The sequence below is a fragment of the Alloscardovia venturai genome, from assembly GCF_042676605.1.
In the GTDB taxonomy this organism is placed as follows: Bacteria; Actinomycetota; Actinomycetes; order Actinomycetales; family Bifidobacteriaceae; genus Alloscardovia; species Alloscardovia venturai.
Genome location: NZ_JBHTHQ010000016.1, coordinates 20,304 through 32,547 on the forward strand (window position 1 = coordinate 20,304; position 12,244 = coordinate 32,547).

A 12,244-nucleotide genomic window follows, 5' to 3' on the forward strand; every position below is an offset into this window, starting at 1 on the left:
TAATTAAACTCGGTAATTTATACGAATAAAGGTGGCAGGCTGATGACTGATGAGGAACGCGTATTTCGCTCTTCTGGCACTCGCACACACGCGTCTGACTTTGACCGCATACCGAGCAGTCGTACCACGAAAAACTTAGTTTCACGACCATCGGTAAAGAATAAGATACATCGATGGGCTATCATGATTGCAGTCACCCTTGTCGTGGTCCTTGTCGCCGCTGGAGGACTCACCTACTATAATGCGCGCCGTAATTCTCCTTCTAACGTTTTGGCGCACAATATCGAGCGCATATATACCATTGGATATCAAAATCGAGTGCATAGTAATCTTGATACAAAAAAGCGTTCGGGCAAATATACTCAGGATCATATGCTCATCGAAGCAAATCCTTATGGCACGAATAGCACGTCACTTTACGTCTACTTCGTAACTGAGCAGCCAGTCAGTGTCGCATATACAGTATCTACCCCCAAAGTGGCTCTCCCCAACTTCACTCGCACTGTCACAACCCCTGCTCAACGCCTTAAAACCCACGAATTTCAAGTCATAGGGCTCATTCCAAATACAGAAAATCAAATTGATTTCACCATTACGGATGCGAATGGCAATACGACTCAGAAACGCTACACCTACACTATGGGCGATTTGCAAGGAAATGAGCCGGTACAAGTCAACGTACACAATCTTGATGCCCTCGACGTCGACGGACTCTTTGCAGTAATGCCCCATGCCTCAGGCTCTGCAAATTTCATTTATCTTTATGACACGCACGGAATTTTGCGCGGAGAAATTCCTACACAAAACAATGGTGGTACACGACTCATACGCCGTGATGATGAGTTGTATTATGCAATTTCATCGACTCAGTTTGTCGCCGTTGACAAGCTTGGCTATGTCGATAAATTCATCACGATGGAAGGCCGATACACTCTCGCAGGCGATTATACCTTTGACGGTGATGGGAATTTACTGGCTATAGCTTCGAACGGCTATACCATCGACGGATCGAAAGAAGTAGGAAATTACATCGTTCGCTTTGACCACATCAGCGGGAAGATGAAGATGGTGGCAAATCTCTCCACGATACTCAATGCTTACCGCACCACAACGGTTAAACGCGGGATAGATAAAAACGGGAAATCAACCACTTCTCAATGGAACTGGTTGGGACTTAATTCTATCGCCATGATAGATAATGACCATCTTCTCCTATCATCGCGCGAAACTTCTTCCCTTTTCACGCTCGACATATCCGACTCACCTTCGATTACGTCCATTATCGGCCCTCACGATTTGTGGGAAGATCCGCAGTACTCCTACCTCGTCTTGAGCAAAGATGGGGATTTTCCTGATATGGCAGGTCAAAGTGATATCTCTATCACAAACAAAACTGATGCAGGCTATACATTGACGTTATTTAACAATAACTTTGCCTATTCTCCTAGCAATCCTGGATTTAATTGGAGTACAGCTATCCCTACAGCCTCACAACGTTTTGATGCTACGAAATCTGAGACTTCTTCCTTTGCAAATACCTACTACGTAGACACTCGCAATAAGACATATAAACTTGTTAGCTCAGTCAAATGTGCATACGCACCGCTCTACGGCAATGCACAATTCATAAAAGATAAACTTATCACGACAGCAACTACCAACGGGAGCTGGTCTATTGCGGATACGAATGGAAGCAATTCCGTAGGCTATCAATCTCACGTTACTTCTAGCGCAGACGGGCGTGTGATAGAAAGTTCCTCTTCGTCTATATCGACATCAATGTCAACGCCATCAACGACGTTGACATCTCAAAAAACGATGTCTGCGAAAAAATCCACACAGAACTCCCCACAGACATCAGAAAAATCGATTCCCCTTATTTATCGCGCTTACTACGATACTTTTGCGGACTTTTGGTTTGCACCGCAATCTTAAAGCTTAAAGCCAAGTTCTTTAGAAGCTTCAGCTGGCACAGCTTCGAACGCCCAGTAATCTTCAAGATTGTCATATGTCGTCAGGCTTCGTGTCTCAGCCTTGTCAATATAGACTTCGCCAGAGAGATGATCTGTCTCATGCTGGAAAATACGTGCAGGCCAATTGTGCATTTCTTCTTCGTGAAGATTACCCACCTCATCTGTCCAGCAAGCCTTGATATGAAGATAACGCTTGCGCACAGCTTGATACCCATCAAAACTCAAGCATCCCTCGTAGAAGCTTGCAGTTTCTTCTCCTATCGGCTCATAGCTCGGATTGATGATAGTGCGGAATGGAAGCTCAGCAATGCCACGCGGATCATCTTCATCATCACGTATATGATCTTCAAGTACAGCAATGGCAAGCCCCAAACCAATTTGAGGACCAGCCAAACCTACACCCGGAGCATCTAGCATAGTTTTATGCATGAGGTCGATGAGTCTGAGCAAAGTCTTTTGAGCAAGCTGACCATTGTACTGCATGGTTTCCTGACGTAATACTGGCTCACCAAGCTGGACGATAGGCAAATCACCGTTCTCATCAGTATCTGTCAGCAACGCTCGGACGTCGCGGTCAAAACTCTTGTCAACGTTCTTTGATGTCCAAGACATGTAATTCTCCTTAAAGTATTTACAGTGCAAGCTCCCGCGCTACAACTTCTGCCAAACGATTACAGACCTCATCTGCCTGCTCTTGTGTAGCAGCTTCTGCCATTACGCGTACAAGAGGCTCCGTACCTGAAGGGCGAAGAAGCACACGACCTGTATCGCCGAGATACTCCTCCTCCTTTGCTACTGCTTCCTGCACTGCTGGGTTTGTGCTCGCCGCATGCTTATCGACATTGGGAACGTTTACAAGAGTTTGAGGCAACTGCGGGAAGCTCAAAGCAAGCTCCTTCAATGACTTACCAGACTGCATGACTTCATTCGCCAAGCACAGGGCAGTAAGCGTGCCGTCACCTGTAGTAGCAAACTCACGGTTGATGACGTGTCCCGACTGCTCGCCACCCAACGTATAGCCGCCTTCAAGCATTTTCTCAAGGACATACCTATCACCGACATTCGTCTGAACTGTCTTAATCCCCATATCCTTGAGCGCAAGGATGAGTCCAAGATTTGACATCACTGTGATAACTAAAGTGTCATCCTTAAGCTTGCCCTGACGCTTATAAGAACGAGCAAGAATACCCATAATTTGATCGCCGTTGACGAGTGTGCCGTCTTCATCTACCGCTAAACAACGGTCAGCATCGCCATCGAAGGCGACGCCCATCATCGCATCAGATGCCTTAACCATAGCTTGAAGCTGCTCAGGATGGGTCGAACCAGCATGATCATTGATGTTATATCCGTCTGGGGAAGCATTGATGACGACTACATCTGCCCCAGCACGGCGAAGAGCTTCAGGAGCCACTGCCGATGTTGCTCCATTTGCACAGTCTGCAACGATACGCAGGCCTTTCAATGGCTGAGATTGTACTTTATCCTCACCGAGAGGAGCAATAGAACTGACCAAGTGGTCGATATACAAATTTGTAGCCGTGACATTGTCGTGCGAAATGCGACCGACTCCTGCACCCGTTGGGCGCTCCCAATCAGAACCGAGTATCTCTTCAATCTCATCTTCCTTCTTATCAGGAAGCTTAAAACCGCCACGGGCAAAGAACTTAATACCGTTATCAGGCATTGGATTGTGGGACGCAGAAATCACGGCGCCCATCTCAACGTTCAAAACCGAAGTAAGATAAGCTAAACCAGGAGTCGGAAGAATGCCTACATCAATAACGTCAAAACCGCCCGCAGCCATGCCAGCACCTAACGCATGCGAAAGAAAATCACCAGAGACACGAGTATCGCGACCAATCAATGCACGCTGACGTCCCTTAGCCGCATCATCGCCAAACACACGCACAGCTGCATCACCCATCTTGAGAGCAAGATCAGCAGTCAATAAACCATTCGCTAAACCACGCACACCATCTGTACCAAAAAGACGAGGCATTCTTTCTCCTTAAATTCATAGAAAACCTGCCGCTGACCATTGTAGTCGAACGGCAGGCAATGCGTGTTGCAGCCGAAGAATTAAACGAGTAATTACCATATGTACCGCGGGTTTACAGCCGGATACCCAAATTTAAATGATGTATCGTAAACCATACGCGCAATTTCTCTTCTTATAGGGATAGTATGTATATGTTTTCCGCTTGACCGATCATAAACATTGATAAACGAAGTTTTCCCCGTACTGTCATTCTCATTTAGAACGATTGCATATACGCATTTCTGTGTAGTTCGCAAAACAAGACGACCATAGAAATTTGTTTCATATTGGGCATTATATTTAACAAGTGGAGTTGAGAATTGACACGTTTCTCCCGTCTGAGTGTTGACAGATATAATTCTTCCTGTTACTGCACTCATCAAGAGAACGCTGTCGCCGAATGAAGCAGACTCGTCGGATGAGAAAGTAGACCACTCCGTCTCTTGGGTCGTCATTAAATATTTATCGCGCAGATTATAATCTTTCAGAGGGATAAAGCTCGATTCTTTCGTTTGAGGATCCCATTCGAAAAGCATGACATTTGAAACTCTGTCTTGCACAGCGGAAGCACTCACAGTTACAAATGCAGCAAGCTTACCGTTCACACAAAACGCGGTTCCAATATTCGTTTCATTGGTAACTTTCGGACTATTCTCAAAGAGTTGCTGAAGCTGCACATCAAAAAGCTGCGTTTGTGGTCTCACTTTGCTGAGCACTCTATATTGCGGATGTTTTCCATCGTATATTAATGACACTACCAGCTGAGGATTTTCAATATCTCTACTTAAATCAATCGTATATGTATTACCGTTACAGGTAGCAAGATTATTCAGTGCATGTGCATCAGCCGTACTATACGACGATTCAGCATAATGACCATCAACACGAGAAACTGCAATTACACCATCTTCTTCTTCTGCATCCGAACCCCTGTTCAGGATAGAAACCATCGTGCTTTTATCGTAATACGTGCTTCCATATTGAAAATCCGTTTTCTTATAAGGAGTAGCTTGTACCGTTGAATTGTCAAAAGAGAGAAAGTAGTTTGCTGTGTCATCAACAAACTGAATTCCAGACTCTGTCCATACTGGCTGGTTATAAAACATCGTCTTTATAGGTAGAGACTGCGTTTTACCTTGAGCATCAATAAATACAACATAACTGCGGTCCCTAGGAACTTTGGCAGCATCATAAACCGGTATTGCTACAACATACTTCCCCACATCAATGCGTGGAGCAGTTTCTTTAGGGAGCCCTGAGCAACCAGAAAGAATCACAATTAATATGAGACATACATAACTAAAAAGGTGCTGAATAACCTTTTGGTTGCGCACACTACGCATTCACCCACCACCTTAAGGATTTAAAGTGGAACAAAGCTTTGCGATAGGTGAAAGAGCAAGATTTGACGGTGCAATAAAAGCAGCGCCCGGAACGATATCTATTCCAGCACCATACATATACGCTGCCCACACCAACTGGCTACAGTTCAGACCGCCCCAATCATTCCTATTCGAAGATATAACATTCGCATTATATCCACGTCCTATGTAGGAATAAGCTCGAGAAACTGCTTTATTGCGATTTGCTTGACTCGTATTCACTCGATAAATGTAAGCCTTGCCACACGCCAAACTATTATTTCTAGCGACTTCGCGAGCAGTTTTGCCTTTCCCAACCGCTTCGATATTTCGTGAATTCGTAGCATAAATTCCAGCATGACCGTGAGGAATTCCATATGAAGTATTCCCAGCAGACACAAAATAGTCTCCTGGGGCTGTCGCATCTCTTAAATTATTATGCCGTGAATCATATATACCAATTCCGCTCATAGAACGAGTCGCGGGCTGACTAAAGAAAGACTGTTCGTACTGTAATCTACGAATAGTCGAAGATACAACCTCTTCTTTGCTCTTCCCCGAATTGGCACTCTCAGAAAAGAATCTGTTCATCAAGCTCGTCAGGAGACACAACATTGTTAAGCATTGAGGAGAGTTGATTGACGTCTTTGTAGTATTTATTATCAGATGTCTGTGCATACGAGCACTTAGGAAATATGCTAAAAGATACACGAACCAGTACCAAAACGCAAAAAGAAGTTAACCTTGCATCTATGAATTCCCTTTTCATCTTTAGCTCTTTTCATAGTCTTCTCTCGCCTTTAAGAGAAAACTTGCGACTATTGTACGCGTCTTAAAGTTTTCTGTCAATCGGACGTTCGGACATTTTTAGACCGCGTACCCTGGCCTCCTTCTATACTCTATAGGACTTAGCCCATCCAAACTCAACTTAATCCTGTCTGTCGATACCACCCACACTAGGTAATCTTCTAACGCATCCGCAGGTTCTTGTCTATTCTCTTTATCCGCTACTTCTCGAGCAAATCAAGTATCTCCATCATTCTTTGAAGATAGTTTGGAATTTCCTGGATGACGTCCGCTCCAAAATCAAGTGTAATAATGCGGTCGAGGCATACAGATATTTCTGTAGAATCCGACACATGTATATATGCACGAATCCCATATTCATTACGATTAACTAAGGTTACCCAGTCAAGTAAAATAGGTCGCTGATTGTGCTGATATACGCGATTGCTGACAGCTATAATCTCTAGCGTATCGTTGATGTCATCATTGAGCTGGACTTTCAACATCACATCAGGGTCCTTGAATGGAATACTTAATGAATCGTCATCGTTGCAAATAAAACTTATACCAACAGAGTCAAGAAGTTTTTGAATATCTACATAAGTGTCGCCACGAGTCTGCGCGTGTGAGGTAGAAATTGCAGACTTTTGAGTAGCCTCTATTTCGGTATCCTTTTGTATCTTTTCATCATCTAATACCCACTTAAAATATGCGGAAAAGCTACCCAACACTCCATAAATACGCTCGGCTACCGTCTTTTCGGAAACCGCATCGATAGGGAAATCAACCTCCGCACAAAAGTGCGAGCTCCCATTCTCGTCATACGCGATTTCTTCGAGGTATGACTTTGGCAGAAGGTAACGGTCATTCCACGAGTTTGACTTTCGCTCAGCTTCTTCATACTCGTGTTGTGAAATCTCTTGAGAGGATTGCCCTAGAATGAGTAGTCTCTCTGAAGATAGTTCAATCGAAACGAAACCTTGTTCATCATAAACTGCGATTACGTCTCCTTTTACCTGAGGGATAATGCCTCGCGCACGAAGCTCATCTGCGACCTTGCGAATTTCAACCATAGTAAACCTCTAGAATAAATGTATGAATGTTTAATCGTTATCGTCTTGTGTGTCTTTCGAGGCGCGTAACGCGCCAGCAATAGCAATAATAACCTCTATCATGAAAATACCAGCAAAAAGCCACTCACCACCAGAATCCACATTCCCCGCATCAGAAAAACGCTGACACAACACAACATCAGCAACCAACGAATACATAACCACAGCAAGAATAAATAAGGAGAGAACAACACCAAAAAATGATATTCCAGTCGTGAAAGCAGACAAAATATACGTCACCCCAAGAGTTACCGCTCCAAAAAAGACAGTTCGTTTCCTATCAGTGAACGCGGATGATATATCACGTTTATAGAACAAGATTAGACAACAAGAAACAACTATCACACCGATAACAGTTGAACCATAAAGCTTCGGATTCTCACCAATTATGCCACCAAAAAGTACGCCCCACGTAATGCTATACGCATATTCGAGAGGAACAATAATTGAATTCTTTACACAATCAGAATAAGCTACATAAAAACTAAAACCACCGAAAGTACCCGCTATAAGAAGAGCGTCCGCAGCAAAGAAAAGCCTATCGACTCTACCGCTCACTATAAAGCCAATAGCAACGAAAATAGCATAAAACACCATCAAAGAAAACAACTTAGCTTTCATCTTTGATGCAGAAAAAGCACGACCACCCTCACGAACAGGCTTAAAATTCTTACCCACAATAAGCATAAGATAAGAAGCCGGACTATCCCCAATAAGAGCTAAACCCGTTTTCTCCTCATCATCTACAGCGTTCCCTAATGCAGCATCCGCAGGCATGCTAGTTGCAGCATTAACACTCTCACTCATCACATTCCCTCCTCAAACATGAAAATACTACTCATCATGTGACACGTCTTTTGAAGCGCGCAATGCACCGGCAATAGCGATGATGACTTCCAACATAAGAATACCGGCAAAAAGCCACTCACTGCCAGAATCTACATTCCCCGCATCAGAAAGACGCTGACACAACACAACATCAGCAATAAACGAATACATAGCCACGATAACAACTATGATTGCCAAAATTATACTTATAAATGACAACCCCACAGAAAAAGCCACTAGAAGATAAGTCGCCGCAAGAGCGATTATTCCAACCGTTATAAGCCTATTTTTATTACTCGTAAATACGAATGTGTTCATTTTTAAGAATAGGATAAGCAAACATGCAACAACGAATACTCCGATAACAGCTGGACCAAATACAGCAGGATCATCAGAGATAGCAGCACCAAGAAGGAGTCCAAATGTAATGCTGTATGCATATTCGAGAGGAACAATAATAGAATTCTTTACACAATCAGAATAAGCCACATAAAAACCAAAACCACCCATAGTAAACGCTGCAAGAAGAGCGTCCGCAGCAAAGAAAAGCCTATTAACTCTACCATTTATTATAAAACCGACGACGATAGAAATAGCGTAAGGCACCATCAAAGAAAACAACTTAACTTTCATCTTTGACGCAGAAAAAGCACGACCACCCTCACGAACAGGCTTAAAATTCTTACCCACAATAAGCATAAGATAAGAAGCCGGACTATCCCCAATAAGAGCTAAACCCGTTTTCTCCTCATCATCTACAGCGTTCCCTAATGCAGCATCCGCAGGCATACCAACCGTAGTATTAGCACTCTCACTCATCACATTCTCCTCTCGATTGTATTTAATCATCTCTCATCTAATAAATATGATGCGGTGCTGGAGTAAAATCATTATTAACATTCTTCGTTGCCTTATCGATGAAGCCATCCAACTGATTATTAGCAGAGTCAGTCATCATATCACTTACCCCGTCGATTCCCTGTGGCAACACCTTTTTCACCATACTCCCAGAAACCGTTTTAAGAGTAGTTCCCGTGTTCTCATAAATATTGTGGTATTGGAAATCACGAACTGAATCCCGAACTTCATTCGGTTTACTAGACATATCTACTACATCTTTCAAATCTGAAGTAGTTTTATATACGGCATTAGCCTTTTCGTAGGTCGAAGATGCGTTATGAATACCACGAATATCATTCTTAATATCAGAAAATTTCTTGCCTGCATCTTCTAGAGCACGTGCCCCTTGTCCCTTTGCCGTTGCCCAAGTTCCCTTAAGAATACTGCCCGTTTCATTTTTCACGGTTCTAAATGTATTGATATCGTTACTTAGATTGGAATATTGTTTTCTTACAGTATCGACAGCCTTACCGCCCTTCTCCATAACTGTATTTTTCATAACACTCGTCACAGATTCTGAGTTCTTCATGCCAAGGGCAGCCTTAAGACGAGTACCCTTCGAGAGTTCGCCCGCCGCTTCTGCTCCTTTGAGAACACTCTTACATGAGCCTACAGCAGCACCCATGCCAAGCAAATCAAGTCCAAAAGATGCAGCCGCCAAGAACACATCACCGGCATCCGCATCACCATTTGCATAGTCCAACATGGTATCTCCAAGGGCTATCGTAGAAGAAAGCAGAAGCCCCCCAGCTACGACGAGATTTGCCCCTGGAATAAAGAGCGAGGCGACAGCCGCAACCGTACCCACGACTTTACCAACCTTGACGATATTCTTCCACGTCTGTGAATACTTTATTTTCTGCCATACTGTTAATTTAATTCCAGCATCTTCCTGAAATTGCTGAATTTTCCCTGCGATTTTTCGAGCTTCTGTATCATACTCGTCTTTCGTATCCGCAATAGTCTTCTTCGCAGTTTTAAGCGCATCTTGTGCAGCGTTCAGTGTGGACTCAGCGTTATTAAACTTTTGCCGTGCGGAGTTGACTTTCTCATCGCTGCCACCGAGGTCAAAAAAGTTCTTAGCTTGTTCAACTCGCAAACTCGACGATGCGCTGCTAACCGCATCTTGTGCACTCTTTACAGATGCTGCAGCTTTCTTTGCATCTTCAAGAGCCTTATCTGCCGTCTTCTGCATAGACTTTACACCGCTTGCCCACGCGCACAGCGACTTTCCTGCAGACTGCGTATTTGTACCGAGCTTGCCCAATTTTGCAGGCAAACCATTAAAGCTTTTCGCTAGCTCTGTAGCTGCTTTACCTTTTAAAGCAGAGTTCTTCGCGCTGTTTTCGATGGATGACATGTACTCACCCATCTCAACCAGTATCTTACTTTTGCTCTGTAAACTTTGACCAAACTGCTCAATATCGTCTGGCTTACCAGGAGTTGGATCCCCAATCTGATCGCCATATGTGATCCAATCGCTATCTGAAGGACGCCCTGCCATACTTACTTCTCCTCGTGATTAATTCTTAACGTCTTTGTAATCAAGTCAAACATCTCTGCCATGACCATTTCCACTTCAAGATTTGGAGTGAAGAACGTGATAAGCAGCACAAGACTTTCCAATGGTACGAATGTACGCACTACGAACTGATTTGTCGATAGACCCTGAAAGTTGCTATACATCAGTTCGCGACCTGACATCTGCACCGCTTTGCCGACACCGTCAATGTTGATAAGGGAAAAATCAGGGTCAGTCGGTCGATCTTCATCAGGCTCTGACATCGTACGCACTATAGCTTCATATACCGATTCTCCATTTTCTGGAATTATATTCGGTATGATTTGAAGCATAAACGAAGCAGACAACAAACCATCATCCGTCGGCAAAAGCAAATTGCCAACTTCGCGAGTCCCTGCACTCAATGCCGCAGAAAGAGCAGCATGTACTCTCTGCGTGAGCGCTTCCCTTTCCTTGAGCATCGAAGGCATCACGGATATAAAATTCTTCGTAATGCTCTCTGCATCTTGTGCAATCGAAGCTTCCGTAAGGGTGAGAATACTCCAATTCTCAGGAAAAGTAAGTGCATATGTAAGATCTTGATGAGACATAAAAACCTTTAATGTATACCGACCGGTTACCAAGCAAAGCTGCTGAAGTTTACACTTTGCTCCAGAACGCGCTTATCTTGCCTTAATTGTTTTCGACAGAAATCCCTTGTGCAATCTGACTATCTGCATCTGCTATGCTGACAGCAATCTGATTTACTTGCTGAGCCATATTCTGAGTTTTCTTAGTGAACTTCTTCTTGTTTGCCTCGTAGCCCGTTAGAAAGTCTCGCACAGCATCAGAAATCTCTTTACTGCCCAGTTCAGCCTGACTGATTTCTAGCCCACTGATGCCGTCTAGCGTATTGCCTAAATTTGTCAGTGCCGAACTCAATGTCGAAAGAGTCGCGTAGTCAACGCGAAGGTCTGGATTGCCCACAGACATCCTCCTCTAGGTAGCTGGTGACAGATTTGAGTAGTATCTGCCACCATAAAACATTGATAAATGTGTGTATCGCGCTTCTACTTTGCGATGGAGCGTGCCAAAGAAGAATCCAACTCAGACAAAGACTGCTCAGCATTCTTCAAAAACGACACCATACCCTCAATACCACTAATCGTCGAAGTAGCACCAGAAGTAAACTGAGCATACGACTGCTCAAAACTACTCGACGCAGCATCAGTAACAAAACCAGAAGACACAAGACCATCCACAACACTCTTCAAACGCTGCAACTCCTGATTCAAATTAGACTGACCAGCAGTAAGCTGAGACGCCACCTGCTGCAAATCAGCATAAGACACAGAAACATTAGCCATAACAAGACTCCTTCACACAAAGAAAAACAATAACCTCAAAGAGCCTTCCACGACTCCTTAAAACCCCAGTATATAAACCAAAAACAACATTCACGACACACACAAAACCACACACCCAAACCCACCAAAACTTTGAAAAAACAAACAAGTTTTACACATGTTTCAGCTACTACGGACCGCATATCTGTTTAATGTCTAATGTCTATAAGCTGCATACGACTTTGTAAGTTCTATAAGATCGCGTAAAGCGCGTAAAGCAAAGGATGGCACCGACCGCAGTCAGTGCCATCCTCATACTCTCATCTCTTCTATTTTCTATTTTCCTGCCATGAGTCACAAGTCTTCATGAACACAGCTCTACAGGTGTACGCGCAA

General features: G+C 43.8%; 12 protein-coding genes and 1 pseudogene. 1 reads left to right on the forward strand and 12 read right to left on the reverse strand.

Annotated elements, in window-relative coordinates; all coding sequences use genetic code 11:
- The first annotated feature begins 42 nt into the window (after nucleotides 1-42).
- Nucleotides 43-1,935: an aryl-sulfate sulfotransferase gene (locus tag ACFQY8_RS03195; protein ID WP_377938467.1), complete on the forward strand. Its 1,893-nt coding sequence runs from the start codon at nucleotides 43-45 to the stop codon at nucleotides 1,933-1,935.
- Here ACFQY8_RS03195 and ACFQY8_RS03200 read toward each other — a convergent pair.
- From ACFQY8_RS03200 to ACFQY8_RS03255, 12 genes and pseudogenes are all read right to left on the reverse strand, one after another.
- On the reverse strand, nucleotides 1,932-2,585 hold the full coding sequence (locus ACFQY8_RS03200; protein WP_377938468.1) for a peptide deformylase: 654 nt from the start codon (nucleotides 2,583-2,585) through the stop codon (nucleotides 1,932-1,934). The genes ACFQY8_RS03195 and ACFQY8_RS03200 overlap by 4 nt on opposite strands.
- A 19-nt stretch (nucleotides 2,586-2,604) precedes the next feature.
- Nucleotides 2,605-3,975 (reverse strand): phosphoglucosamine mutase, encoded by a 1,371-nt coding sequence (gene glmM / locus ACFQY8_RS03205; RefSeq protein WP_377938469.1) that lies wholly within the window; start codon nucleotides 3,973-3,975, stop codon nucleotides 2,605-2,607.
- A gap of 92 nt (nucleotides 3,976-4,067) precedes the next feature.
- The gene (locus tag ACFQY8_RS03210) at nucleotides 4,068-5,357 is read right to left on the reverse strand and encodes a hypothetical protein (RefSeq protein WP_377938470.1); all 1,290 of its coding nucleotides are present in this window, start codon (nucleotides 5,355-5,357) and stop codon (nucleotides 4,068-4,070) included.
- A 12-nt stretch (nucleotides 5,358-5,369) separates the two neighbouring features.
- Nucleotides 5,370-5,966 carry a YiiX/YebB-like N1pC/P60 family cysteine hydrolase gene (locus tag ACFQY8_RS03215; RefSeq protein WP_377938471.1) on the reverse strand — a complete coding sequence of 199 codons (597 nt, stop codon included), beginning with the start codon at nucleotides 5,964-5,966 and terminating at the stop codon, nucleotides 5,370-5,372.
- 276 nt (nucleotides 5,967-6,242) lie between these two features.
- Nucleotides 6,243-6,362, reverse strand: a pseudogene (locus ACFQY8_RS03220) (IS3 family transposase); the annotation flags it as partial.
- Nucleotides 6,363-6,382: 20 nt separating this feature from the next.
- Complete coding sequence (locus ACFQY8_RS03225) at nucleotides 6,383-7,234, reverse strand: hypothetical protein (protein WP_377938472.1); 852 nt, start codon at nucleotides 7,232-7,234, stop codon at nucleotides 6,383-6,385.
- Between the two features lie 30 nt (nucleotides 7,235-7,264).
- Nucleotides 7,265-8,080, reverse strand: a complete 816-nt coding sequence (locus ACFQY8_RS03230) for a hypothetical protein (RefSeq protein ID WP_377938473.1) — start codon at nucleotides 8,078-8,080, stop codon at nucleotides 7,265-7,267.
- Nucleotides 8,081-8,107: 27 nt separating this feature from the next.
- On the reverse strand, nucleotides 8,108-8,920 hold the full coding sequence (locus ACFQY8_RS03235) for a Bax inhibitor-1/YccA family membrane protein (RefSeq protein WP_377938474.1): 813 nt from the start codon (nucleotides 8,918-8,920) through the stop codon (nucleotides 8,108-8,110).
- A 37-nt stretch (nucleotides 8,921-8,957) separates the two neighbouring features.
- Nucleotides 8,958-10,505: a putative T7SS-secreted protein gene (locus ACFQY8_RS03240; protein WP_377938475.1), complete on the reverse strand. Its 1,548-nt coding sequence runs from the start codon at nucleotides 10,503-10,505 to the stop codon at nucleotides 8,958-8,960.
- Nucleotides 10,506-10,507: 2 nt separating this feature from the next.
- A complete protein-coding gene (locus tag ACFQY8_RS03245) occupies nucleotides 10,508-11,113 on the reverse strand; it encodes a hypothetical protein (protein WP_377938476.1) in 606 nt (201 codons plus the stop codon).
- A gap of 82 nt (nucleotides 11,114-11,195) precedes the next feature.
- Nucleotides 11,196-11,489 (reverse strand): hypothetical protein, encoded by a 294-nt coding sequence (locus ACFQY8_RS03250; protein ID WP_377938477.1) that lies wholly within the window; start codon nucleotides 11,487-11,489, stop codon nucleotides 11,196-11,198.
- Nucleotides 11,490-11,572: 83 nt separating this feature from the next.
- Nucleotides 11,573-11,869: a WXG100 family type VII secretion target gene (locus tag ACFQY8_RS03255; protein ID WP_377937421.1), complete on the reverse strand. Its 297-nt coding sequence runs from the start codon at nucleotides 11,867-11,869 to the stop codon at nucleotides 11,573-11,575.
- Nucleotides 11,870-12,244: the final 375 nt, after the last annotated feature.